This window comes from Holdemanella sp. MSK.7.32 (genome assembly GCF_024460475.1).
Taxonomy (GTDB): Bacteria; Bacillota_I; Bacilli_A; order Erysipelotrichales; family Erysipelotrichaceae; genus Holdemanella.
The window spans coordinates 14,303-40,588 of sequence record NZ_JANFYN010000022.1; the positions used below are offsets into that span (position 1 = coordinate 14,303).

A 26,286-nucleotide genomic window follows, 5' to 3' on the forward strand; every position below is an offset into this window, starting at 1 on the left:
AAAAAATATGTCGCTGGAACTTGTCATTTTTGATGTAGATGGTTTATTATTGAATACCGAAAGGGTCTGGCAGAATGTTTGGTGTGATGTAGCTGAATCCTATGGGATTTCAGAATGGACACAGGAATCATTTTTGCATGTAGTTGGGCGGACTGGAATTGCTGTAAGAGAATTTCTTAATACTGTTTTACAAGGAAAATGCTCTACAGAGGAATTTCTTGAAACTGCACGACAAACAGGCCTTAAAAGACTGGAAAGTCAGTTGGAAGTCAAAACGGGTGTCTATGAAATTCTGGACTACATTAAAATGACAGGTATTCGGTGTGCAGTAGCTACTTCTACCAGTAGAGTCTTGACAGAGGAACGTTTAAGAAAATTACATCTGATACAGTATTTTGATTATATATGCTGCGGGGATGAGGTAAAACATACAAAGCCATCTCCGGATGTGTATCTGAATGTGATTGATACTATGAATGTTTGCAAAGATAATGCTCTCGTGTTTGAAGATTCTGCTGTAGGAGTACAGGCTGCGTGGTCTGCAGGAATTCCTGTTGTGATGGTGCCGGATTTAGTTCAGGCTACCGAAATACAGCAACGGCAGACAGTGAAAATTATATCCTCTTTGCATGAGGGTATTCCACTTTTAGATGAAATACAAAAGGATGGTATGAAATATGAAAGATGCATTTGATGTGTTAATGATTACGCATAGTAGTTTATGTAAAGGTTATGAAGGTGCACTGAAATTAATTCTGGATATCGACGATGATGATTTTGGGACATTGAGTTTTGAAAATGCTGAATCTCTGGAAGATTTTTCAGAGAAGATAAAAACTATGATAGATGGAGTCTATAAAGATAGAAATCTGGTAGTTCTGTTGGATCTTCCTGGGGGATCACCTGCAAATGTATCTTTACCATTTATCAATTCATCCAGAAAATTTATTGCGGGTATCAATCTTCCATTTGTTTTAGAACTTATGACTATGAAGAAAAATGGCATTTCCTGGGAAGAGCTGAATATAGAAGAAATTTGTGAAAATGCATCCCGTAGTATGGTGTTTTATAACAAATTATTAGATGGAGGTAATGTATGATTAAATTAGTTAGAGTTGACCATCGTCTTCTGCATGGTCAGGTAATCTTTTCCTGGACAAAACAACTGTCAGCAAATTATATTATTGTGGCAGATGATAAAGTGCCTAATGATCCAATAAGTATGATGGCTCTTAGCATTGCTAAACCAGCAGATTGTGAATTAAGCATCATTCCATTTTCTAAAGTAAAGGAAGTTGTGGAAAAGAATGCAGATAAAAATATCATGATTATTGTTAAAGGACCTAAAGAAGCTGTACAGCTTGTTAAAGAATTGCCGGAAGTTACAGAAATCAATTATGGTGGTGTGGCAAAGAAGAATGGTTCTAAGGCATATGGTAAAGCTATCTTCTTGAATGAAGAGGAACTTGCTTCAACTAAAGAGTTGATTTCCATGGGTAAGAAGATCATTATCCAGATGGTGCCTACTTCACCGATTGAACGTGCAAATTTTGAATAATAATTTTAATAATAATATCATAATTAAGGAGAAATATTATGCTAATTAAGGCTATATTATTAGGCTTGGTCTCATTGGTTGCGGTTGTTGACTCCAGATTGATTGGACGCCAGAATATCGGAAGACCTCTTATTTTGAGTACATTGGCCGGCTTAGTTTTAGGCGATATGAAACAGGGAATTATCCTTGGCGCCTCATTAGAATTGATGTCCATGGGCTTTGTGGCTATTGGTGCTGCTGGTCCTCCAAACATGCAACTGGGAAGTGTCATTGCTACTGCGTTTGCTATCCTTTCGGGTGCTACTACAGAAGAAGCTCTATCACTTGCTATTCCTGTAGCAGTTGCAGGTGAATTCCTGAGTGAACTGATGCGTATGGTGATTGCACAGTTCTCACATTTTGCAGATAAGGCAATTGATGAAGGTAAATTCAAAAAGGCAATTCATGTTCATTTATGGTGGTCCTTTACCTTCAACTGTTTAGTATACTTTGTTCCTGTCTTTTTAGCTGTATATTTAGGAATAGATTTAGTAAGTAACTTTGTGGATGCGATTCCTGAAGTTATTACAAAAGGTCTGACAGTATCCGGTAACTTGTTATCTGCACTTGGATTTGCAATGTTATTAAGTACTATGTTGTCTAAAAAGATGTTCCCTTACTTTATGTTAGGTTTCTTGATTGTTGCTTACTCCGGATTGGATCTGGTTGGCGTAACACTGTTTGCTATCATTTTGGCATACATCTTAGATAAGGTATTCTATGGAAAAGGAGCAAATGTATAATTATGGAACAGAAGAAATTAACAAAAGCAGATTTGCGTAAAGTTTTCTTAAGATCTTTGACAATCATGTGTTCCTGGAACTATGAACGCCAGATGCACATGGGATTCATGTGCGGAATGTCTCCGGTCTTAGATAAATTATATGCAGATGATGAAGAAAGAAAAAAAGATGCGTACAGACGTCATATGGAATTCTTTAACTGTACACCTCAGATGACACCATTTATTATGGGTCTTGTAGCTTCTATGGAAGAGCAGAATGCCAATTCTGAAGAAGGTGATTTCCAGACAGAATCCATTCCTATGATTAAAACAAGTTTGATGGGACCGTTTGCAGGTATTGGGGACAGTTTCTTCCAGGGAACTTTAAGAATCATCACATTTGGTATCGGTTTATCCTTTGCAAAGCAGGGAAGTGTGTTAGGTCCAATCTTGGCTGTAGTATTGTTTGCGATTCCATCATTACTATTTGCGTATAATGCAACTTTCCTTGGATATGAATCTGGTAATAAATACCTTGCAAAACTCTATCAGGGAGGCCTTATGGATCGTGTCATGCATTTCGCTTCTATCGTAGGTCTTTTGGTTGTAGGTGGAATGGTTGCAAGTATGGTAAACATTACTACACCATTACAGTTCCAGAATGGTGGTACATCTCTTGTTCTGCAGGATATGTTAAATACTATCTTCCCTAAGTTATTACCACTTGTATTTACTTTGGGTGTTTACAAGCTTATTCAGAAGAAAGTGAATACTAACGCATTATTAATCGGAACCATTCTGTTTGGATTGGTTATGGGTGGCCTTGGAATTCTCTAGTAACATTTAATCTCTCTTTCAAATATACATAATTTCAGATTGGGAACCCAAAAACAGATGGCAATGCATATTCAGATATGCAAAACCATCTGTTTTTTTATATATTAAGAATTTCAATGCGTCGCATAAGACAAATCCCGGGGAGATTTTCCTCGGGATAATCATTATTATTTCATTCGAGCATGATGAAAACATATGTATATTTTATGTGACCTAATTATGTTTGAATCTAGGTGAATCTATACGATACATATCATGTAAACAGAAGGGGCAAAGAAGATGGTCTTCAGTGTCATCAGGTGTAGTTAGTTGTCTAAGTATAAGGATGTCATGAATAGGCACATTTTCTGTGTAACCACATTTCTCGCATTTCATCAAGACAAACTGCTCTGTAGTATCTGTCATTGTGTCGGTATCCTCCTTTAAATGGATTGTCAGAACTGATCTAGTCCATAAGATGACCACATCTGCATTTAAGCATATCATGATTATAGGTGTCTGACACAAAGTTCTGAATCTTAGTTTCTTTAATTTGTATTGTAGATTGGCTTTTCTTTGAGTAAGTGTTCGTTTGAATTTCTGATGCTGTTCTAATAGTTCATGCACTCTGTTAAGTACATCCTGTTCTTTGTTGTTGTAAAAACAATATGACGGTTATGAACATCAACACACATAGCCTGAGCTTTGGTTGCAAGAATTTTTGATACTTAACACCACAGGAAGTGCAGAATCTTGAATGACACTAATGATTAACAATATTGAAGTTATTGCATTCAGGACAAACGAAATAGTCAGAGCCTAAATAAAAGGTGTTACATAAAAGAGTTTTTTTACATTATCCAGAACAGCTTCACGAACTTTACCGTGCATGTAGAGATCGTATAGCCATTCATAGTGAGTTCATAAAATATCTTTGATTCTAGGCTTATTAAGGTCATAATTTCTATCATCACATGACAGAGCATTATGAGATATGTGTTCGGAATAAAGCTCAGTATCAAACATGACTATATTATAAAACAAGCAGAGACTATTGCCTCTGCTCTAATTGAATAGTGTCCCGTAGGGACTTCTTTATGTTATCTTGATTTGGTTTGTGTGTTCATCATGGTGGAGTTGTCTGTATGAACGACGTAAGTTGCTCTGTCGCATCTGACAATTGTTGATGAATAATGAATTGGCTTATCTTCAAAGTCATAACTGATTTTATTGATGGAAAACAATGGGTCTCCGATGTTACATTTCAAAAGATCCGCATGTTGATTCTGAGCAATGATGCCATCAATTTCTAAAACGGCATGTTTAGGTTGGATATTATAGTCTTTTTCTAATATAGTGTAAAAAGAAAGATCTTTGCTCAGCTTAGTGATGAAGCCAGGGAATTTTTCATCTTCGATATAAATTTTATCGATAGCCATAGGCTCGTTATCTTCCCATACAAGTCTTTCCAGATAGACGACTTTTGTGTTTAAAGGAATGGACAGTTTTTCTGAGATGTCTTCATCCGCATTAAGAAAAGATGCTTGAATAATATCATTTTTAGAAGAATGACCTTTGCTGGAAAGTGTTTCTTTAAATCCGCGAGGTTTATTTAAGTACATCTTTTCTTTTTTATAGGTGATAAAAGTGCCTTTTCCCTGTACCTTTTTTACGTAGCCTTCATCTGAAAGGTTCTGGATGGCTTTACGTATGGTAATTTTACTGACATTGTATTGTTCGCTGAGCTCATTTTCAGTAGGCATCTTTTCTCCGGCGACATATACTTTTGAAACTATTTTGCTTTTTATATCTGCTTCTACTTGCCTATATAGCGGTTTACTGCTATCCAAATTCATAGGTATTTCTCTCCTTATAATCTTTAACTATATGATTATAACACAATTTATAATCAATTTGGTTATAGAAAATTCTGAAATATGCGATAAATACAGTATATTATTATATTTTTAAAAATTTTGATCTGGAGGAACGGTATGATCAAGTGCTCATCTGATTTTGCTTTGTGTATAATGAATGCAAAGTTCTTAAATGGTCACAAGGATATGTAGGTGCAAGAAGGCAAGTATATCAATAGATATGAAGTTCTATTCACATTGGCAAAAGAGTATACAGGCTGTGATACAAAGGGAATTCTATTATCAATCAAGAAAATAATGCATCAAATCACAGATTTCTTCCGTATTGTTGAGATGAAGAAAGATGATCTTTTCGGCTATAAGCATTTACAGCCGATACATACTGGAACGCAAGACAAATTTATGAATATACATAAGATGCAGATGTAGCATGTGCAATCAGTGGAGCCATAAATGAAATCTATATAAGCATTAAGGATATAGTCGAATAAGAGAATATCCTTTTTAAGAGTAGAATGGTTTTCGCTTTCTGTTATATTTACTATACATTCTGATTGTAGTTTAAAATAGAGTAGAATTTGTGGAAAATCTGCCCTTCAATATTATATTTGGGTGTGAAAATGATGTGATATTTACACACATCTATTTTGTATAACATTTCTTTGATACTATTCGCATAGCATGTGTTTTTTTGCTTTGTACTTTGTATTCAACTAGTTAGAGCAAAAAGCGTAAAATAAAAGAAAATTGGCAACTTACTATAAAAAAGTTCCAATTTTATGATAATTTAAAAATCTTGAGTTTTAGATACCTTTTATTTTCTTTTCCTTAAATAAAAGAATTAATTCTTGTTTTTTTGAAGGTATATATAGTATATATTTTTTTTCTTTTTTGTTATTCATCATTAAAAATACTCCATCTTTTACAATCATATAATTTGTGAACTCGCTCAAATCTCTAATAATAGTTTTATTTGGTAAGACACCAATGATTTGTTTGTCGGTGATTTCAATTTCAATAATAGAATTAGGACTAAGAATACCAGATGAAATGGATTCAGGAATCATTATCTTTTTTCTTAAAGAAATAATAGTATGTATAGTTACAATAAAAAGGAAAAAGTCAAAGATACATAAGAAATAGATGTGATTTAATAAATTAAAAACAAAATCTGCAAATATTGCAATAAAAGGTATGGAGTACAATAAGTATTGATATTTTCTAGGAATATTAAGTAATAATAATGGAGCATATTTTTTTACATGGTTCATTTGTTCTTCTATAGTTGAAGTTGTTTTAAAATTCATAAAAATTTTATCCTCCTAGTTACAATGAATTATAGCATACATGATTGGCTCTAGAAGGTTTCACCAAATCGTCTTATGCGATATTCTGTCCTCTTATGCACGATATAAGCATTATCTATTTAACATCATATATAATCAAAATAATACATACATTCAAAAATTGAATCGATCATTTAATTTTGGAAGTCAGTTCTTATTAATATACAATTGTCATATATGTATGTAGTGATCATGAAAATGCTTAGGACATATATAAAGAATTGACTGGGTAATTAAAGAAAACAATTTTTTGAAGCAACTTTCTGCACGTTCATTCATACAGATTAGGGGGAAAGGGTTATGTTGAATGTATTGATTATTGATGATGATTTAAAAGATTCTAAAGATGTTGAAAAGTTATGCATCCATTATTTTAATAAACGTAATATCGATTACAAGATAAGTGTTGAATTAAAATTAAATGAGAATTTGGATACCCTTTCTAATGTAGACATATTATTTTTGGATGTAGAAATCGGAAATGATAATGGAATTGAATTTTCTAAAAAACTTAGAAAAGTTTATCCGGAATTAATGATCATCATTACTTCTAAATACTCACAGTATTTGATTGATGGGTATTCTGTTGATGCTAAACGATATTTTTTAAAACCAATTGATGAAAATATATTTAATGAAGAAATGGAGAATGTACTAGGTGCGACATTTCAAAAATATATGGGGTTCTATGATTCTAAAATTGCACCATATAAAATCCACTATGATAAGATTCTCTATGTTGAATTTTTAAATCGTGCAACTGTACTTCACTTTTTAAATGGAGTACAAATAAAAACAAGTTATCCTTTGAAATATTGGATTGAAAAATTAACAGAATATGGTTTTGCGCAACCTTACAAGTGTTATGTGGTAAATCTTAAATATATTTCTGGTATTAGTAAAGATGAAAGAGATCTTTTCTTATCGAACAATGAGAAAATTCCTTTGTCAAAATTTTATAAAAAGACCTTTATTGACAATTATTATAGATCTTTATTTAAATCATTATGATGTTAATATCAGTCTCTTTAAATTTATTGTTTTTAACACTTTTTATCAGGTCTTTTAGTGAATTCAAAAACAATAAATTTGTCTTGCCAACATACGTAACAGTAGTTTTAATTCAGTGGTATTTAAATCGGAATGGAATGACATTTTATGGCCGATGGATTATTCTACTTTTGAATCTATGTTACATCATGTATATGTACAAAGGTAAAATATCTAAAAAATTGATTTACTTTATTTTTGTCTATTTTATTTTTGCGATTTCAGAATTAGTGTCGATTCTACTTTTAGAAATTTTTAATGTTGTCAGTGCGCCAATAGATGTACATTCATCTACATATTTAATTGTGATTTTAACAACACAGATTATTTCGTATACAATAGGATTTACATTATCAAAGTTCTATCATGATAAGAATACAATCAAGTTTACATACATTGTGTTGATTCCGATTATTTTTCTTTTAGGGATTGCTTTATGCTACAAAGATTATCGTGAAATCTTGCAGAAGAATCAAATATTCTTGAATGTTTTCTTCTTTTTAACAATTCTAATCTTCATTTCATTTTTAATTCAATATGGTTTTATTCACAATTTACAGATTAAAGAAGAACTGAAATTAGAAAAGATGGAGAATGAATTTAATGCTATAAAATTTGATATGTTGGATAGAAACTATAAATCGAATTTTAATTTTATGCATTCGTTGCTGCATGAAATCACGACATTAAAAAATAGGATAGAAAAATCAGAAAATCAGGCAGAATATGCACAAAGTATAGATGCAATAGAAAAAATTGTATTGGAAAATTTTAATCAGATTTATTCGAATAATATCGCAATGTCTGTAGTTTTAAATGAATACAAAAGTAAATTAGAAAATAAACACATAAAACTTTCGATGAATCTTCCAACAGATATTTTTTCAAATATTAAATATGATGAACAAATCAATTTGTATCTATGCTTATTTGATGTGGTCTGTGAAAAAATTAAAGAAAATAGTGTTCTTAGTATACAAGGTTGTTCAACTAAACTACAAGATGTGATCAAAATTGTTTTTGAATCACAAGAACAATGCGATGAGTTTGATAAACTATTCAAAGAATTTTCATATATTCAAACTTATTCATTTAAAGAAAATGGACATTTCAATGGTCTTATTATGGATAAGAAATAAAAAAGTATAGACTTATAATGGTGCTTACATCCTCGTAGGTACTTTTTTTCTTTTCATCTGCATTGAAAAAGAATAAAATAATCAAAAAAGGAGAAGTCTTATGACGGAGTTTTATGAACCAGTAAAAGAGAGATTGATGCGCTACGCAAGAATCAATACAGAATCCAATCCACATAGTACAAGTGTTCCTACTACATCTTGTCAGCATGATTTAGCTAAAGTTATCTATGAAGAGCTTCAAAAAATTGGTGCTACAAATGTATATTATGATAAAGATACATGTGTAGTATATGGATCACTTGAAGCAAATGTAAAAACGGGTAGAGCCATTGGTTTTGTGACACATATGGATACAGCTCCAGATGCGAGTGGTAAAGATGTGAAGCCTTGGGTACTAGAAAATTATGATGGAAATGATATTGTTTTAAATAAAGAAAAAGATATTGTGATGTCACCATCTGTATTTCCCAATCTGAAACAATATATTGGTCAGGATTTGATTTTAACGGATGGTACAACACTACTTGGAGGGGATGACAAGGCAAGTATTGCAGCTGTCATGACGTTGTTGGAATATTTAGTGAAACATCCAGAAATCAAACATAATTTTATTTCTGTCGCCTTTACACCAGATGAAGAAGTAAGTGGATTAGCTAAAGATTTAGATTTAGAACGCTTTAAATCGCCAATCGCATATACACTAGATGGAGATCATTTGGGTTATTATATGGATGAAACATTTAATGCGAGTCTTTCAACGATTGAGATTCATGGTATTTCAGTACATACAGCTACCGCAAAGGGCATTATGAAGAATGCGGTGGATATTGGAAATGAATTCTTAAATAAATTACCCGCATTAGAAAAACCACAATATACTCAAGGAAGAGAAGGCTTCTATCATGTGGTGAGTTTTAATGGAGATTGCGAATATGCCAAGATTGAAATCAATGTTCGTGATCATGACAGTTTACAGTTTGATATTCGAAACAATACATTAAAGATGATTGTGGATATGTTAAATAAAGAGTATGGACAAGGTACTGTAAATATTACACAAAGAATTCAATATCGTAATTTAAAAGAAGTGATTGATCAAGTACCATTTATGATTCCATATTTGAAACAAGCCATTGAAAGTGTAGGATTAACACCTCAAACAGAACCATTTAGAGGAGGAACCGATGGCTCAGCCTTATCTCATAGAGGACTTCCTTGTCCTAACTTATCGGCGGGATATGAGAATGCGCATGGACGTTTTGAATATGTTCCCATTCAGTCGATGGAAAAGAATGTGGAAATCTTATTGAATCTAATTGATATATATGCGAAATGTGACTGTTAAAAAGGTCACATTTTTTGGTTGCGTACTGTTTGAATTTTTAGTATAATACACTCAGTCGCAGAGATGGTGAAATGGCAGACACGCTGTCTTCAGGCGGCAGTGCGAGAGATCGCGTGAGGGTTCAAATCCCTTTCTCTGCACCATATAAATTATGCCGACTTAGCTCAATTGGTAGAGCAACTGACTTGTAATCAGTAGGTTGTGGGTTCAATTCCTATAGTCGGCACCACTTAAACAATATACAGCCTTGATGGCTGTTTTTTATTTTTCTTCTTGTTGTATAATGAATGTAAAGAAATATGCATATCAAGGAGAAATAATATGAAAGAAGTATTTGAAGTGGGTCTTGATATCATTAAAAAGATTCAAGAAACACAATCGGAAAAATTAGAACAAACCGGTCACTTAATGGCCCAAGCGTTTATGGAAGGTCATAAGTTTTTCGTAAGTGGAAGTGGCCATTCTCATACAATGGCTGAAGAGATGTATGCTCGTGCAGGTGGTTTAGCTTTTGTAGTTCCCATTTTGACAAGTGAACTTACGATGACGGAGCATCCGACAAAGAGTTCACATATTGAAAGACTTAGTGGTTATGCCAAAATTTTAGTGGACTTATATGGAGTATCATGTGGTGATGTCGTTTTGATCGCATCTAATTCTGGGCGTAATGCCTATCCAATCGAACTTGCACTTGAAGCTAAAAATCGTGGTGCACATGTAGTGGCCATCACGAGTATGAAACATACAACTGCTCAATCTTCTCGTCATTCTTGTGGAAAGAATTTGTACCAAATTGCAGATATTGTCATTGATAATTGTGGAGAAGTTGGAGATTGCGCTTTATCTATGGATGGCTTGGATGCCAAACTTTGTCCAACATCAAGTATGGCTAATTCTTTCATTGCACAATGTATTAATGTGGCATGTGCCGAATATTTGATCGAACACAATGTAGAAGTACCTGTTTTTTCTTCTTTAAACTGTGATGGTACGGAAGAAAGAAATGATAAATTATTTAAAAAGTATACGCGTATGTATTAGAATAAGAGAGTGAGGTGCCTATGAAGAAAAAAAGTTTATGGATATATATATTTGGAATCACAATCATCATTATCGGATTGATTAAATTGGATACATTGATTTCTATGGTATCTATATTATGGAATGCATGTAGAGTTTTAGTGTTTGGAGCTATGATGGCATTTGTGATCAATCTAGTTATGGCTAAGATTGAAAAGCGCTTAGGTTTTATGAAGAAGGGGAAACGTGCAACAAGTCTGCTTCTTTCTTTGATTTTAATTTTTCTTTTTGTATATTTCTTAATTACACTCGTTGTTCCTTCATTAAGCGAAGCCATTGGAGTGATTGTGGCTGTGTTGCCAAAGTATTTTGAGAATACACAGAAATTTTTGGTGAATTTATTTGAGAACAATCCACAGCTTGCGGAATCTATTAATAATTTAGATATCAACTGGAAAAATTTGATTCAATCCGGTATTAATGTCATTTCAACAGGTGTAACAAACGTGTTGGGTACGACATTTAATGTGGTAACCGTTATTGTGAATAGTGTATTTAATTTTGTGTTGATGTTTATCTTCGCAATCTATGTTTTATTAGAGAAAGAAAGATTTATTCAGTTGTATCACCGTTTAACGAATCTATATCTAAGTGAAACTGTGAAGCGTAGAATGGATAGGTGTTTGAATATTATTAATCAAACGTTTAGTGCTTTTATTGGTGGACAATGTATTGAGGCAACGATTCTTGGAACACTATGTACATTGGGTATGATTATACTACGTATGCCATATCCGGCTATGATTGGAACATTAGTTGGAGTTATTAATATTATTCCGATGATTGGAGCTTATATTGGTGGAGCAATTGGTATGTTTATGGTATTTACCGTAAGTCCAATAATGTCTCTTTGGTTCTTATTATATTTATGTATTCTTCAACAAATCGAAAGTAATGTGATCTATCCACATGTCGTTGGAAATTCAGTGGGACTTCCCGGAATTTACGTCATGATGACCGTTGTGATTTTTGGCTCTTTAGCAGGTATTCCAGGTATGTTTTTAGGGATTCCCACAATGGCAAGTGTGTATAAAATAGGTGTTTTATATCTAAATCGAAAAGAACGCTTAAAAGAAATGAATGGATGATGAAAAGTCGTCCATTTTTTCTTGTATGCATGATATAATGTTGTGGCAAAGGAGATCAGTTATGTTTGATGAAATTCATGAAGAGTGTGGTGTGTTTGGTGCATATCGCGTAGATAATGCAGCAAGTATTACGTATTATGGTTTGCATTCCTTGCAACACAGGGGTCAGGAAGCGAGTGGTATTGCCGTTTCAGATGGCGAAAATATCACTTTACAGAAAGGAAAAGGCTTGACGGTAGATGTTTTCCAAAAAGAAAAATTAGATTCTATGGTCGGAAGATTGGCTGTTGGACATGTTCGTTATAGTACAGCTGGTGGTCAGGAAAATGAAAATATTCAGCCAATTGTATCAAAGGGACATAATGGAAGTTTAGCTATCGTTCATAATGGACAGATTGTTAACGAAAAAGAGCTTCGTATTGAACTTGAAAATGAAGGGGCTATTTTCCAGGGAACAAGTGATAGTGAAATTATTCTTCACTTGATTCAGAAACAAAAAGGTACTTTAAAAGAACGTGTTATGCAGACTGCAAATCGTATTGAAGGTGCATTCTCTTTCTTAGTTATGAATGAGGATACTATTTATGCGGTTCGTGATCGTCATGGTTTAAGACCTTTAAGTTATGCCAAAAGTAAAGATGGCTACGTAATTAGTAGTGAAACATGTGCTTTTGAAGTTATGGGAATTTATGAAAGTGTGGATTTAAAACCAGGAGAAATCGTAGAGTTCCATAAGGGTATTGTGAAACATGAATTTTATTCAACAAATACAGATAACCATATGTGCGCAATGGAGTACATTTATTTCGCAAGACCAGATAGTGTAGTGGAAGGTATCAATGTACATGCGTTCCGTAAGGCTACAGGATCTATTCTTGCTAGAGAAGATAAAGATTTACATGCGGATATCGTTATTGGTGTTCCAGACTCATCTTTATCAGCAGCCATTGGTTATGCAGAAGAGGCGGGTATTCCATTTGAAACTGGATTGATTAAAAACCGTTATGTAGGACGTACATTTATTCAACCTACACAAGCAATGCGTGATCGCAGCGTTCGATTAAAATTGAGCCCTGTATCTAGCGTGGTTAAAGGGAAATCGATTGTTATGATTGATGATTCAATTGTACGTGGAACGACTTCAAGAAGAATTGTACAATTATTGAAGGATGCAGGAGCTACAGAGGTGCATGTTCGTATCGCTAGTCCAGTCATCACGAGTCCATGTTTCTATGGTGTAGATACTTCTACAAAGGATCAATTGATTGGTGCTCAGATGAGTGTAGAAGAAATTCGTGACTACATTCATGCGGATACATTACGTTTTATGACCGAAGAAGAAATGAAGGAAGCTACACATGATGTAGGATTATGCTTGGCATGTTTTAATGGAGAATATTGTACAAAATTGTTCTCATATCAAGAAGAATTGGATAAATAATTATGACTATAAAGTGTTTGGCTTTTGATTTAGATGGAACTTTACTTTTAGATGGTTCAAAAAAAATCGATCCAAGAACGTTTGATTCGATTCAAAAGGCGATGGCACAAGGTATGCACGTTGTGATTGCGTCGGGTCGAGATAAAAACGGATGTAAATTTGTATATGAACCATTGGGATTAGAAAATGGAAATCATTTTTTGGCATTGGTAAACGGACAAGTTGTATATGATTTTGAAAATAAAGAATATGATTTGGATGATGTATTAACGGCAGAAGATGGAGTTAAGATTCAGAAAGTTTGTAAGGAATTTGGTGTCGAAGGAATTTTTCAATGTGGATATGATTTTTATAGTTACATATCTTCATTGAATCGTGTAAAGAAAAAAGTCAAAAATGCTATTTTAGGAGAGCCAGATGATTATGGCTTGAAGGATGGCAAAGAAAATCGTAATTTTATTGATTTGCCTTTTGAAGAAATTCGTTTAACGCAAGATATCAATAAAGTGATTATGGTGCATTCTCCTAGATTCTTTGAAAAGAATTTTGAGGGAATTAAAGCAGCTTTAAGTGATTATGATGTATTGTTGATTGGTCCAGATTGGCTAGAGATTATGCCAAAACATGTCAATAAGGCGAGTGCATTGTGGAAAATCTGTGATAAGCTTGGAATCAGCATGAATGAGGTCATGGCTTTTGGAGATGCACAAAACGATTTGAAGATGCTTCAACAAGTAGGTATTGGTGTAGCTATGGGGAATGCGATGGATGAAGCTAAGTATGCAGCTACTGTAGTTACGGACACCAATATGAATAATGGTATTGGAAAAGTCATTGATGCTTTGTTGGCGGGCAAAGAAATGGACTTACGCAAAGGCTTGTTATAGAATGGAATCAGATAAGGAGGAACCTTGTATGAAAATTGTAAATACAGAAGAATTTAACGCATTAATGAATGAAGATGCAGTTTTAGTCGACTTCTTCGCAACTTGGTGTGGACCATGTAAAATGTTGACACCAGTGCTTGAATCAGTCGCAAATAAATTAGATGGAAAAGTAAAAATCGTAAAGGTGGATGTGGATGAAAGTCCAGATTTAGCTCAAAGATTTGGTATTATGTCTGTTCCAACAATGATTCTATTTAAAAAAGGACAACAAGCTGCAGCATTCTCAGGATATATGCCTGAGGCAATGTTGATGCAAAATATTGAAAGTAAACTATAGGATGATTCGTCATCCTATTTTCTTTAGGGGGAAAATATGTATTATATCGCATATGGAAGTAATTTAAACAAAGAAGAAATGAAGCAACGATGTAAAGATGCGAAGTTTGTATCTTTGGCAAGACTTGAAAACTATACACTTACATATCGTGGAAATCCTGGACGAGCTTATCTTACAGTAGATAAGAAACAAGGAAATTTTGTGCGAGTAGCTGTATGGGATGTGAGTGAAAAGGATAAGAAGAGTTTAGATGAATATGAAGACTATCCATACTTATATGATTGTTTTGAAGAAAAGGTATTATTAGAAAACAATGAAACAATCACTGGTTTTATCTACCAAATGTATGATCGTTTTCCAATATGTAAACCAAGCGATTCGTATATGGAACGTTGTAAACAAGGATATAAGGATATGGGTTGGGATTCTTCAATTTTAGATTTTTAATGAATTTTAAAGCTTGGTGTGGCATAATAGAAAGAAAATAAGGGGACTTTAAAATGAAAAATTGGAGATACTTAATTTTAAGTTTAGTTTTATCCTTGTTCATTCATTACTACGTCACAGCTGTTTTAATGGAAATTTTTGGCATGGGATGGTATCCAATTCAATTTGTCGTATGGTGCATTGAATTGGTCGTTATATATGATGCGTTGATGTTTTTTACAAAAAATTGGAATGTAAAACATCGAGCGATGTTTTTCTTTGTGTATTATTTGTTTTTAATTATTGCCCTATTGATTCGCTATGATCAAGGTATCAGCATTATTCAATTGAATCCATTTGCATGTCTTAGAGAAATCTATTATGGTTCTTGGACAGAGTGGATCGTATTCGCATTTAATATTGGATATTTTATGTTTATGCCATGGGTGAATGGACTGCTTATTTCATCAAATAAAGAAAACTTCATTGTTTCTGTATTCATTGGTTTTCTGTGTGAATTTATGCAGTTGATCTTTCATAGAGGCGTATTTGATTTAGGGGATATTTCTCTATATGTAGTTGGAATCTTGTTGGGAATTTATGTAAAAGAAAAGTACCATGTTCATTTAAAAGAAAAGAGTGAAGTACATGACAATTAAATCTGTAGCGATATTAGGTGCTGGCGCGGTTGGTTCATATTGTATCTACGGTTTATCAAAGTGCGATATACAATTAAGTGTCATCGCAAAAGATGAGCGGTATGAAAGATTAAAAAAGAATGGTTGTTTAATCAACAATATCATGTATCATCCTGAAGTATTAACGCCTGAAGAAGCGCATGGAGTAGATCTTCTTATTGTATGTTTAAAATACAATGCGTTGCCAGATGCTTTAGAAGATATTAAACAAATTGTAGATGAACATACTTTAGTCATGTCTTTAATGAATGGTGTGGATAGTGAACAAATTATTGGAAATCAGATTGGTATGCAGCATATGGTGTATTCATTGATTAAAGTTGCAAGTCATAAAGAAGGTAATGGATATGTATTTGATCCAGAAACAACGATTGGAATTGTGCTTGAAAAAAATGAGGAAATCGATGAATTGTTGAGTCAAAGTGATTTACATTATCGAATGACTTCATATATTCAGGAAGAAATATGGAGTAAGTTTCGCTTAAATGTAACGAAAAATTTACCTCAAGCTATTCTTGGCGCTGGAGTTGGATGTTACTCGGATAGTGATCATGCGAAAGCTATACAGTCTGGATTAAAGGATGAATTAGAGGCTATCGCAAAAGCTAAAGGTATTGATATGTCAAAGGCTGATCCAAGTGCTACACGAGGCAGTGCAGTGCCTAAAACGGCCAGATATTCTACACTGCAGGATTTGGATGCCAAAAGGCATACGGAAATTGATATGTTTTCGGGAGCAATAATGAAGATGGGAAAAGAACTGAATATTCCAACGCCTTATAATGAATTTGTATATCATATCATCAAGGCTATGGAAGAAAAGAATGATGGTTTGTTTGAGTATAAATAAAGAGAAGTGAATAATCACTTCTTTTCATTTAGTATATAGAATGTCTTTTTACCTTTACCATGTTGACTGATTTGACCTTCTTCTTTCATTCTGTTTAATCAGTTTTTTTTAACCATTCTACCCATACTAATCAATAAATGAATTTGTTTTCTTATTTTTGCATACAATCCTTCTTAATGATAATGAACAAGTAAAAGAAGATTGACAGAGAATAGAATATTGCATATTTTAATAATAAAAGATGGGAATGCTTATGTTGATGTTTGAATTGGAGGTGTTGATAATGAAGGATTATGTTGCGTATTTGGATAACAAAAAAAGAATTACTCTTAGAGGAGCGACTTATCAATATTACAATGTTAAAGAATATGGAAATGGTTGTATTATTCTCGAACCTCGGGAATTGTCAGTGTCAAAGAGCATTTCATCTAGAACCTTGGCAGATATGGATCGTGCGGTAAGTAATTTTAAACGTGGAGATGTTTCTTCGGCCATTGATTTGTCGGATTTTTCAAAGGAATAATAAATGAATGAAAAAGAAGTGATGTTACTCACTTCTTCTTAGTCTAGATTGTATAATTTCTTGTATTTTTTGATTAAATAATCTGTGTAATAGTCTGGATTGAATGGTTCACCACTTACTTCTTCTACGATTTCAGCCATAGATTTACTTGCGGCATAATGGTGTACATTTTCTTTTAACCAGTCTGTAATCTTTTCAAAATGATTTGTTAGCAGGGCTTCTTCTACATCAAATTGTTTTTCCATGGTTGCATACAATTGTGCAGCATAAGCACTACCCAATGCGTATGTTGGGAAGTATCCTAAATAGCCCGTAGACCAGTGCATATCTTGTAAGACACCTTCTTTATAGTTTGCAGGACGAACACCTAAATATTCTTCGTATTTATCAGCCCATAGTTCTGGTAACTTATCATAGTCTACATTGCCTTTTGCAATTTCTTTTTCGATTTCATAACGAACCATAATGTGTAATGGGTATGTTAATTCATCCGCTTCTGTACGAATCAAAGCACATTCAGTTTTATTGATCATGCTGACTAACTCGTCAACAGACACATCTTTAAATTCTGGGAATAAATTTACTAATTGATTATAGTTTGCTTGCCAGAATGCATGACTTCTACCAACGTGGTTTTCTAAGAAACGAGATTGCGATTCGTGCGCAGCCGAACCAACAGCTTGTGTTAGCATGGTTCCTTCAAATGCAGGATCCATTTGTAGTCCATAAAGAGCGTGTCCATATTCGTGTACAGTTGAAAGGATAGCACTCAAAAATTGGTCTGGATAATAGTGTGTTGTGATACGAGCGTCGTTGCTTGAGAAGAAATCAGTGAATGGGTGTTCTGTTGTTGAAAGGTATACTTTCCCAAAATCTACTTTCATGAAGTCACAAATAACATCCATAAATTTTTCTTGGCGATCCACTGCATAAGTTTCATGAAGTAAGTCATCATTGATTTGTGGTTTGTTTTGGATTTCATGAATCAATGGAACTAATTTTTCCTTAACATTATTAAAGAATGCATCATATTTTTCTTGTGTCATTCCTTTTTCATAACGATCCAATAATACATCATACGCATTATTTCCATTAAACTTAGGGTCATATTCTAAAAGGTGTAAAGTCTCTTTCATGATGGCTTGTAAATGAGGTTTGAAGTGTTCATAGTTATCTGCTTCTTTAGCTTCATGCCAAGCAAGTTCACTATCGGCTTTGACTTTGACATAGTTAGCATATACATCACTTGGAATGTTTTCAGATTGAGCTAAGGCTTCAAGGCGATAATCGACTTCTTTCTTTTCCAAACTTCCTTCTGGCAATGTTTTTGCGTATTCCTTGATCTTTTGAATGGTTTCTGGATCATTTTCAATGATGAATGCTTGTTTAGATAGTCTAGACAACATTTCATTTGAATAAGGAATTCCTTTTTTTGGTGCAATTGTCATTTGTTCAAAATAGATTGTTGAGAATGCCAATGAGAAGGCATCTAATGTTCTTTCGTATTCTTGATAGAATGGTTCAAATTTTAACATGGTTAAATCCTCCTGCTTGTATTGTAACACAAAGAAAAGAATAGTCATTATATAATGAAAGCGAATTTTCAAAATGGTGATATAATACAGAAAAAAGGAGTAAAGAGTATGGACGCAATTTTTAATCGTACGAGTGTAAGAAAATATAAACAAGAATCATTAAAGAAAGAAGAGATTGATTTAATTTTAAAGGCTGCATTTAGTGCACCTAGTGCTAGAAATAGTCAACCTTGGCAATTTATTGTCGTTCAAAACAAAGGTACATTAAAGGATTTAAGTCAAATGACACCCTATGCATCTTTTCTAAAAGATGCAGCTATGGGAATGGTTGTTTGTGCGGATAAAAATAAGAATGATAGTTTGGATTATTGTCAACAAGATTTGGCAGCGGCTACAGAGAATATGTTGATTGAAGCGAAAAGCTTGGGAATTGGTTCATGCTGGCTGGGTGTGTATCCGAATGAAGAGCGTTATTTGGCTTTAAACCAATATTTTAAATTGCCAAAAGGAATTGTTCCAATGTGGATGATTTCATTTGGATATATAGATCAAGAAGAGGCTGTAAAAGATAAATTTGATAGTTCGAAGGTGCATTATGAAAAGTATTAATATTGTAGAATGTAAGAATGAGGACGATTTAAAAGAAGTAGCTATTCTTGCCGAAAAGATTTGGCATGAATTTTTTCCTGGAATCATTTCAGAAGCACAAATTGATTATATGGTAGAACAGTTTCAGAGTTTTGATGCCATGCAAGACCAAGTCAAACATCAGCAGTATCATTATCATAAGGTATATGAAGGTGATGAGCTAGTTGGATATATTGGTTTGCAGAATCAGCCAGATCGTTTATTCTTGTCTAAACTGTATTTAAAGGATTCAGCTAGAGGAAAGCACTATGCATCTGAAATGTTTGAGTATGTAAAGAAGCAGGCAGAAAAGTATTGTTACCCATCTATTTATTTGACTTGCAACAAATATAATAAACATAGTCTAGCTGTATATGAGAAGTTTGGTTTTCAATGGATTGATTCTGTACAGACAGATATAGGAAATGGCTTTATCATGGATGATTACATCTTGGAATATCGATTAAATCGTATCTGATTTTGAAAAATATGCAAGAATATGATATTGTCAAAGGGTGATTAAAGAGGGATGTTGAATATGGATATGAAGAAGATACAGGAGTTACCAACTCCAGAAGATTTAAAGAAGGAATTTCCTTTGCCTTATAAGGTGCAAAAAATTAAGAAACAAAGAGATCAAGAAATTGAAGATATTTTTACTGGAAAAGATGATCGTTTAATTTTAATTATCGGTCCTTGTAGTGCGGATCGCGAAGATGCGGTTTTAGACTATATGAATCGTTTGGCTGTATTACAAGAAAAAGTTAAAGATAAGATTTTTATGATTCCACGTGTCTACACAAACAAACCACGTACAAAGGGTGTTGGATATAAGGGGATGTTGCATCAGCCAGATCCACATTCCAAAGAGGATATGTTGAAGGGAATCATTGCGATTCGTAAATTACATACAGATGTTGTTACACAAACTGGATTTACTTGTGCAGAAGAGATGTTGTATCCAGAAAATCATGCGTATTTATCGGATTTATTAGGATATGTTGCCATCGGTGCAAGAAGTGTGGAAAATCAACAACATCGTATTGTGGCTAGTGGTGTAGGAATTCCTGCGGGAATGAAGAATCCGACAGGTGGAGATCTTACAGTCATGATGAATTCTATTGTAGCTGCTCAAGCTGATCAAAGATTTGTATATCGTGGCTGGGAAGTGCAGACAGATGGAAATCCACTAGCTCATGCGATATTAAGAGGATATGTGGATAAGTTCAATCATGCGCATGCGAATTATCACTATGAAGATTTGATGGAGTTGATTCATTTATATGAAAAGTCAGATTTAAAGAATCCGGCTTGTATTGTAGATTGTAATCACTCGAATTCAAATAAACAATATCTAGAACAGATTCGTATTGCCAAGGATGTTATGCATTCTAGAAGTAAATCGGAAGATATCAAAAAGCTGGTGAAGGGTTTGATGATTGAGAGTTATTTAGAGGATGGAAATCAACCAACAGATGGTAATGTGTATGGAAAGTCAATCACAGATCCTTGTCTTGGTTGGGATAAGACAGAACAATTGATTTTAGATTTATATGACTTATGTGATTAAGAGAAGCAAATGTTGCTTCTTTTTTATTTTAAAATAGGCAAAAATTAAATAGTCATTTATAATGAAAATGTCAATATGAGGAGGTCATACTATGAATCAACTTCTTCAAGAAAAAAGAGATGCCGAAAATTTTTTGCGATTAATAGCACCTAAATATGCAGCGGTTTATATTTTAGATCGAAGTACAGATACTTTTCGTGATATTTTAGCTCCAGAAGCATTTCGTGCTTTTGCCAAAGACACAAAAGGTTCCTATTCAGATGCGATGCAATTATATCGAGATCATTATGTAGCTTGTGATTATCAAGAAGTGATTGATCGAGTCTTGGACTATGATTATGTATATAATATTTTATCTTCTGGAAATCAAGTGAATGTTACGTATCGTAAAAAGGATGGTACCTTGATTCGTCTGAAAATTGATCGGTATTCAGATAATGATGAGAATACTTCTATATGGGTATATACAAACGAAGATAGTGAAGATGCGCTATATGGAGAGCTTGGTGAGGCTCGTTTTCGCATTCGGTTTGATGATAATGAAAGGCCAGTAGAGTTTATAGGTAGTGAGAGTCTATCTGAGATGCTTTATGGATTTAAAGGTGAGACGCACATTTCGTTTTCTATGCTTTGGAATCATATGCATCCTCAAGATATTGATGTTGTTAAAGAAGAGTTTAAAAACATTCATGATACGAGGGATTCAACCGCAACATATGAGGTAGAGTATCGTCTTCAGAATAAAGACAAACAATATCGTTGGTATCGTGCGATTGGAAAGCCTGTTTTAAATGAAAAAGGAAAAATAGTAAGTGTTTGTGGATTTCTTATTGATATTCACAAACATAAAGAAAAAAACCTTCTTCAACAGCGTTTTATTTCTGGTTTGAGTCATGAATATGTCACGGTATGGGTGATCAATCATGATTTAACGGTAGAGTTGTATCAACAGACGAAAAAAGGTGATCATATTGCACAAGATGCAATTGAAAAGTTTGCCAAAACAAATAATTATCAAAAGAGCATGGAGAAATATGCTTCAGAATATGTTTGTGAAGAAGATCGAGAAGATTTTTTAAGAAATGTGGATTATCGTGTTGTTCGTGAACGGATCAAGACAGAAAAAGTATATCCGGTTGTTTTTCAAAGAAAATTTAATGGAAAAATAGATTATTTCCAGGCTTGTTTTGCCCAAATATCTGAAGAAACAGATGATTTTGTGTTGGGCTTTAAATTGGTGAATGACATTGTTGAGCATGAAAAAGAAAGAAATGACCGGTTAGAAGAAGAAAAACAAATTCTAGAAAGTCTAAGCTCTGACTTTACGGCTATTTATTATTTGGAAGTTAACAGTGGCAAATTTGAACCTGTTCATATTCAGGATGAAACCAATGCGAGTGAATTAATAAGAAGTTGTTCAGGGTATAAAGATTTTTATGAATATGCTTATCAATATGCGATGCGTTATATTCCTAAGGAGGAGCAACCTGAGTTTTTATGGTGGTTTTCTCGTGATAATTTAAATTCTTTGTTGAAAACACAAGTGAGTCTTACACAGAATTATCGTACTTATCCAAATGCACAGAATCATCAATATTTTGAAACGAAAGTTGTTAAGGTGAGTGAAGATGAAGAGTCGTGTCACGTATTATTGGGTTTTCGTTATATTGATGATATTATCAAAAAAGAAAAAGCAACGCAGAAAAGGTTACAGAATGCTTTAGAGGAAATAAAGAGGAGTGATGAAACGATTTCTACAATTGCGAAAAGTTATAGTTCAATTTATAAAGTTGATTTTGAAACAGATACATATGAAAGAATTTCCGGAAGTGACATTATTCCTAAAACGGGGTGTGCATCTGAAAAAATGTTTGATGTATGTGAACAGGATGTTGCACCGGAATATCGAAATATCATTCATCAATTTGCGAATATAGAAACATTAACTTCACAACTTGAAAAAGAAGAGGATGTTTTAGCGGAATATCGAATGGCGGATGGCAACTGGCATAAATTGCGTATTATTGTTTCCAAAAGAAATGCGAACGGAAAAGCGATTCAAGCCATTGCGACAATTCGTATAATTAGTGAAACAAAGCGTAAAGAATTAAATTTATTCTTTGAAGCAGAACAGGCAAAGCGTGAGGCAAAAATAAAAACTCGATTCTTACAGAGTATGTCTCATGATATGCGTACGCCATTAAATGGTATTGCGGGTATGCTTCATATTGCAGATCAAAATCCAAAGGATTTAGAGTTACAAAAAATTACTCGAAATAAGATTCATCAGTCGTTAAATTATTTGATTTCTTTAGTCAATGATGTTTTGGATATGAATGATTTAGAAAGTGATCATTTCACAGAGGAAGAAGTTGATTTTGATATTACTAAATTATTAGGAAACATGAATATTGATGCACAACAATTGGCACAAGAAAAGAATATTCAATATGTTTTGGATTGGTATGAAGGTCAATTGAGTCATTCAAGTTTTAGGGGATTTCCAATATATCTTTCACGAATATTATCGATAGTTGTACAAAATGCCGTTAAATTTACACCAGAAAATGGAGAAATTCATGTATGGATGAATGAGAAATGTTTAGATGATTCGACATCGCTTTTAGAATTTAGATGTAAAGATAATGGTATCGGAATGAGTCAAGATTTTATTCAACATGCTTTTGATTTATTTGCGCAAGAAGATAGTTCTAGTAGATCCACATATCAAGGTACAGGTCTTGGCTTACCTATTGCCAAAAAGCTTGTGGAGTATATGCATGGAAATATTCAATTGGAAAGTGAAAAGGGGATTGGAACTTTGGTTTCGATTCAGATTCCTTTTAAGTTAGGAAGATCAATTGAAAACAAAAATAATAGGAATCAACAAATTTCGTTAGAAGGTTTATGTGTGCTTGTGGCAGAAGATAATGATTTGAATATGGAAATCGTTGAATATATGTTAGAACGTAATGGTATTCAGGTTGTATGTGCAAAAGATGGTCAAGAAGTAATCGATTTATTTGAAAAGAGTGAAGTAAATGAATTTGATTTTATTCTTATGGATATCATGATGCCAAAATTAAATGGTTTAGATGCGACAAGAAAGATTCGTTCATTAAAACGCCAAGACGCAAAGACAGTTCCAATCATTGCGATGAGTGCCAATGCGTTTGTAGAAGATATGCTTAATAGTAAGATAGCGGGAATGAATATGCATCTAGCTAAGCCTTTGGATGAAACAAAGCTAATCAATGCTTTAAAACAATGTAAAAAGGATGAAGATTTGATATAATCTTCATCCTTTTCTTAATATGTTTCCTTTGTAGAAATTTCAGCTGGCTTATTTAAGATATACATGAATTCTTCACCCGTAATTGTTTCTCTTTCATATAAGAATTTGGCAAGTTCATGTAACTTCATTTTGTTGTCTTCTAGAATTTGATAAGCTTCATCATGTGCTTTTTTAATTAATGCGATAGTAGCTTCATCGATCTTAGTAGCTGTTTCATTTGAACAAGCTAAAGATGTATCACCACCCAAATATTGGTTGTTTACTGTTTCTAAAGCTGTCATACCAAATTCATCCGACATTCCTAATCGTGTAATCATGGCTCTGGCTAGTTTCGTGGCTTGTTCAATGTCGTTGCTCGCACCACTTGTGATGGAATTAAAAATCAACTCTTCAGCACAACGACCACCTGTATACACCATGATTTTTTGGAAAGCTTCTTCTTTTGATAATAAGTTTTGTTCGTTTTCTTCTACTTGCATAGTGTATCCCAAAGCCCCTTTTGTACGAGGAATAATTGTGATTTTATGAACGGGAGCCGTATTTTTGCATTTGGCAGCGACTAGAGCATGTCCGATTTCGTGATAAGAAACAATCATTCGTTCTCGATTTGAAATCACTGCACCCTTCTTTTGTTCACCGGCAATAACGATTTCAATGGCTTCTTCTAAGTCTTTTTGAACTACGGTTTTACGATGGTCACGAACCGCTAATAAAGCTCCTTCATTAATGATGTTGGCAAGTTCGGCACCACTGGCACCTGCACTAGCTCTAGCGATTACGTTAAAGTCAATGTTGTTAGAGCATTTGATATCTTTGGCATGTAATTTAAGAATGGCTTCACGACCGGCAAGATCAGGAAGTTCAACAGGAATTCTTCTGTCAAATCGACCAGGACGCGTTAAAGCAGGATCTAATGAGTCAGGACGGTTTGTAGCGGCAAGTAATACAACACCTTTGGATCCATCAAATCCATCCATTTCGGCAAGTAACTGGTTCAATGTTTGTTCACGCTCATCATTACCATTCATGCCTGCGCCATCACGTTTTTTACCAATGGTATCAATTTCATCAATAAATACAATACAAGGTGCTTTTTCACGAGCTTGTTTAAATAGGTCACGTACTTTGGCAGCTCCTCTACCGACAAACATTTCTACGAATTCACTACCTGAAATCGAGAAGAAGGGAACGCCAGCCTCACCAGCTACGGCTTTGGCAAGTAATGTTTTACCAGTTCCTGGAGGACCTACTAACAAGGCTCCTTTTGGCATTTTGGCACCAATCTCTTTATATTTAGCTGGATTGTTTAAGAAGTCCACAATTTCTTGTAGATTTTCCTTTGCTTCTTCTTGTCCAGCAACATCTTTGAATGTTTTTCCCGTTTGTTCACCAACATAGACTTTGGCATTGCTCTTTCCTAGATTGCCTAAACCAAAACCAGAGCCTTGTGAAAATGACATTTGATCATCTCCGCCCATTTTCTTTTGCATACGTTTAAACATCCATGCTCCAAATGCCCAGAAAATGATTAATGGTAAGAAAAAGGAAATTAAACTCGATAGAATAGGATTCATTTGTTCTTGATAGACTTGTCCAAACTTAGCTCCAGATTTATCCAATCGATTGACTAAATCCGAATCATTCATAACACCTGTTTTATAGGTCTTGTCTGTTGCGTCTTTCTTTAAAGTGTAAAAAATATTGTGATTTTCGATTTGAACGGTATCAATCTTCTTTTCTTCAATCTTATTTAAGAAATCGGAGTAATTGGTTGTTTCAAGCTTAGATTGTTGAAACATAGGGAATACGATAAGGTTTAAAGTCATAATGACAATCAATATGATCATGTAATATCTGTATAAAGGCTTCTTTTGTTTGTTCATGAGTGTTCCTCCTTAAGAAATTGATTACATTATACACCTTATTAGCACTTTCACAAGCAGAGTGCTACACATTCCATAATTCCACATAATTTAAAAGAAAAAATTGGATAATAGAAATCAAGTAAAAATCAAAAAAATATCAATGATTTTTC

At 33.7% G+C, this 26,286-nt stretch carries 26 protein-coding genes and 2 tRNA genes; 24 read left to right on the plus strand and 4 right to left on the minus strand.

Annotated elements, in window-relative coordinates; translation table 11 throughout:
- The first annotated feature begins 7 nt into the window (after positions 1-7).
- The 5 genes from NE544_RS06675 to NE544_RS06695 are packed head-to-tail and all read left to right on the plus strand — an operon-like array spanning position 8 to position 3,158.
- Positions 8-694: an HAD family phosphatase gene (locus NE544_RS06675; protein WP_256268781.1), complete on the plus strand. Its 687-nt coding sequence runs from the start codon at positions 8-10 to the stop codon at positions 692-694.
- Entirely contained in the window at positions 678-1,100 is a 423-nt protein-coding gene (locus NE544_RS06680; protein WP_003865937.1) for a PTS sugar transporter subunit IIA, read from the plus strand. The genes NE544_RS06675 and NE544_RS06680 overlap by 17 nt, the downstream gene beginning before the upstream one ends.
- Positions 1,097-1,558 (plus strand): PTS sugar transporter subunit IIB, encoded by a 462-nt coding sequence (locus NE544_RS06685; protein ID WP_256268782.1) that lies wholly within the window; start codon positions 1,097-1,099, stop codon positions 1,556-1,558. The genes NE544_RS06680 and NE544_RS06685 overlap by 4 nt, the downstream gene beginning before the upstream one ends.
- Positions 1,559-1,596: 38 nt before the next feature.
- Positions 1,597-2,340 carry a PTS sugar transporter subunit IIC gene (locus tag NE544_RS06690; protein WP_256268783.1) on the plus strand — a complete coding sequence of 248 codons (744 nt, stop codon included), beginning with the start codon at positions 1,597-1,599 and terminating at the stop codon, positions 2,338-2,340.
- Between the two features lie 2 nt (positions 2,341-2,342).
- The gene (locus NE544_RS06695; protein ID WP_256268784.1) at positions 2,343-3,158 is read left to right on the plus strand and encodes a PTS system mannose/fructose/sorbose family transporter subunit IID; all 816 of its coding nucleotides are present in this window, start codon (positions 2,343-2,345) and stop codon (positions 3,156-3,158) included.
- Between the two features lie 1,079 nt (positions 3,159-4,237).
- On the opposite strand, the gene NE544_RS06700 is transcribed toward NE544_RS06695, so the two are convergent.
- Positions 4,238-4,993, minus strand: coding sequence for a GntR family transcriptional regulator (locus NE544_RS06700; protein ID WP_256268785.1), 756 nt, complete (start codon positions 4,991-4,993; stop codon positions 4,238-4,240).
- A 213-nt stretch (positions 4,994-5,206) separates the two neighbouring features.
- Between NE544_RS06700 and NE544_RS06705 the strand changes: the two genes are divergently transcribed.
- Positions 5,207-5,443, plus strand: a complete 237-nt coding sequence (locus NE544_RS06705; RefSeq protein WP_256268786.1) for a hypothetical protein — start codon at positions 5,207-5,209, stop codon at positions 5,441-5,443.
- Between the two features lie 374 nt (positions 5,444-5,817).
- Here the strand turns inward: NE544_RS06705 and NE544_RS06710 are convergent, their stop codons facing one another.
- A complete protein-coding gene (locus NE544_RS06710; RefSeq protein WP_256268787.1) occupies positions 5,818-6,321 on the minus strand; it encodes a hypothetical protein in 504 nt (167 codons plus the stop codon).
- Between the two features lie 339 nt (positions 6,322-6,660).
- Between NE544_RS06710 and NE544_RS06715 the strand changes: the two genes are divergently transcribed.
- The 14 genes from NE544_RS06715 (at position 6,661) to NE544_RS06780 (ending at position 17,224) form a co-directional block, all read left to right on the plus strand.
- Positions 6,661-7,371 carry a LytTR family DNA-binding domain-containing protein gene (locus tag NE544_RS06715; protein WP_256268788.1) on the plus strand — a complete coding sequence of 237 codons (711 nt, stop codon included), beginning with the start codon at positions 6,661-6,663 and terminating at the stop codon, positions 7,369-7,371.
- Positions 7,372-7,565: 194 nt separating this feature from the next.
- Entirely contained in the window at positions 7,566-8,549 is a 984-nt protein-coding gene (locus NE544_RS06720) for a hypothetical protein (RefSeq protein ID WP_256268789.1), read from the plus strand.
- A 100-nt stretch (positions 8,550-8,649) separates the two neighbouring features.
- Entirely contained in the window at positions 8,650-9,894 is a 1,245-nt protein-coding gene (gene pepT / locus NE544_RS06725) for a peptidase T (protein ID WP_118116050.1), read from the plus strand.
- A gap of 57 nt (positions 9,895-9,951) precedes the next feature.
- Positions 9,952-10,037 (plus strand) — tRNA-Leu (locus NE544_RS06730).
- Between the two features lie 10 nt (positions 10,038-10,047).
- Positions 10,048-10,123: transfer RNA gene (locus NE544_RS06735), tRNA-Thr, on the plus strand.
- 92 nt (positions 10,124-10,215) lie between these two features.
- On the plus strand, positions 10,216-10,935 hold the full coding sequence (locus NE544_RS06740) for a sugar isomerase domain-containing protein (RefSeq protein WP_118116561.1): 720 nt from the start codon (positions 10,216-10,218) through the stop codon (positions 10,933-10,935).
- A 20-nt stretch (positions 10,936-10,955) separates the two neighbouring features.
- Complete coding sequence (locus NE544_RS06745; protein WP_256268790.1) at positions 10,956-12,062, plus strand: AI-2E family transporter; 1,107 nt, start codon at positions 10,956-10,958, stop codon at positions 12,060-12,062.
- Between the two features lie 61 nt (positions 12,063-12,123).
- Complete coding sequence (purF, locus tag NE544_RS06750; protein ID WP_256268791.1) at positions 12,124-13,503, plus strand: amidophosphoribosyltransferase; 1,380 nt, start codon at positions 12,124-12,126, stop codon at positions 13,501-13,503.
- A gap of 2 nt (positions 13,504-13,505) precedes the next feature.
- The gene (locus NE544_RS06755) at positions 13,506-14,390 is read left to right on the plus strand and encodes a Cof-type HAD-IIB family hydrolase (protein WP_256268792.1); all 885 of its coding nucleotides are present in this window, start codon (positions 13,506-13,508) and stop codon (positions 14,388-14,390) included.
- A 28-nt stretch (positions 14,391-14,418) separates the two neighbouring features.
- A complete protein-coding gene (gene trxA, locus NE544_RS06760) occupies positions 14,419-14,727 on the plus strand; it encodes a thioredoxin (protein ID WP_117926679.1) in 309 nt (102 codons plus the stop codon).
- Positions 14,728-14,763: 36 nt separating this feature from the next.
- On the plus strand, positions 14,764-15,174 hold the full coding sequence (locus NE544_RS06765) for a gamma-glutamylcyclotransferase family protein (RefSeq protein ID WP_227992197.1): 411 nt from the start codon (positions 14,764-14,766) through the stop codon (positions 15,172-15,174).
- Positions 15,175-15,227: 53 nt separating this feature from the next.
- Entirely contained in the window at positions 15,228-15,812 is a 585-nt protein-coding gene (locus NE544_RS06770) for a VanZ family protein (protein WP_118116570.1), read from the plus strand.
- On the plus strand, positions 15,802-16,701 hold the full coding sequence (locus tag NE544_RS06775; protein WP_118116572.1) for a ketopantoate reductase family protein: 900 nt from the start codon (positions 15,802-15,804) through the stop codon (positions 16,699-16,701). The genes NE544_RS06770 and NE544_RS06775 overlap by 11 nt, the downstream gene beginning before the upstream one ends.
- A 283-nt stretch (positions 16,702-16,984) precedes the next feature.
- Positions 16,985-17,224, plus strand: coding sequence for a hypothetical protein (locus NE544_RS06780; RefSeq protein ID WP_256268793.1), 240 nt, complete (start codon positions 16,985-16,987; stop codon positions 17,222-17,224).
- 38 nt (positions 17,225-17,262) lie between these two features.
- Here NE544_RS06780 and NE544_RS06785 read toward each other — a convergent pair whose 3' ends face one another.
- Positions 17,263-18,759 carry a carboxypeptidase M32 gene (locus NE544_RS06785; RefSeq protein ID WP_118114927.1) on the minus strand — a complete coding sequence of 499 codons (1,497 nt, stop codon included), beginning with the start codon at positions 18,757-18,759 and terminating at the stop codon, positions 17,263-17,265.
- Positions 18,760-18,867: 108 nt separating this feature from the next.
- On the opposite strand from NE544_RS06785, the gene NE544_RS06790 reads away from it, so the two are divergent.
- The 4 genes from NE544_RS06790 (at position 18,868) to NE544_RS06805 (ending at position 24,251) form a co-directional block, all read left to right on the plus strand.
- Positions 18,868-19,368 (plus strand): nitroreductase family protein, encoded by a 501-nt coding sequence (locus NE544_RS06790; RefSeq protein WP_118114926.1) that lies wholly within the window; start codon positions 18,868-18,870, stop codon positions 19,366-19,368.
- Positions 19,355-19,864, plus strand: a complete 510-nt coding sequence (locus NE544_RS06795) for a GNAT family N-acetyltransferase (protein ID WP_117571336.1) — start codon at positions 19,355-19,357, stop codon at positions 19,862-19,864. Before NE544_RS06790 ends, NE544_RS06795 begins: the two co-directional genes overlap by 14 nt.
- A 66-nt stretch (positions 19,865-19,930) precedes the next feature.
- Positions 19,931-20,956, plus strand: coding sequence for a 3-deoxy-7-phosphoheptulonate synthase (locus tag NE544_RS06800; RefSeq protein WP_256268794.1), 1,026 nt, complete (start codon positions 19,931-19,933; stop codon positions 20,954-20,956).
- 91 nt (positions 20,957-21,047) lie between these two features.
- On the plus strand, positions 21,048-24,251 hold the full coding sequence (locus tag NE544_RS06805; RefSeq protein WP_256268795.1) for a PAS domain-containing hybrid sensor histidine kinase/response regulator: 3,204 nt from the start codon (positions 21,048-21,050) through the stop codon (positions 24,249-24,251).
- 14 nt (positions 24,252-24,265) lie between these two features.
- Here NE544_RS06805 and ftsH read toward each other — a convergent pair whose 3' ends face one another.
- Positions 24,266-26,134 carry an ATP-dependent zinc metalloprotease FtsH gene (gene ftsH, locus NE544_RS06810; RefSeq protein WP_256268796.1) on the minus strand — a complete coding sequence of 623 codons (1,869 nt, stop codon included), beginning with the start codon at positions 26,132-26,134 and terminating at the stop codon, positions 24,266-24,268.
- Positions 26,135-26,286: the final 152 nt, after the last annotated feature.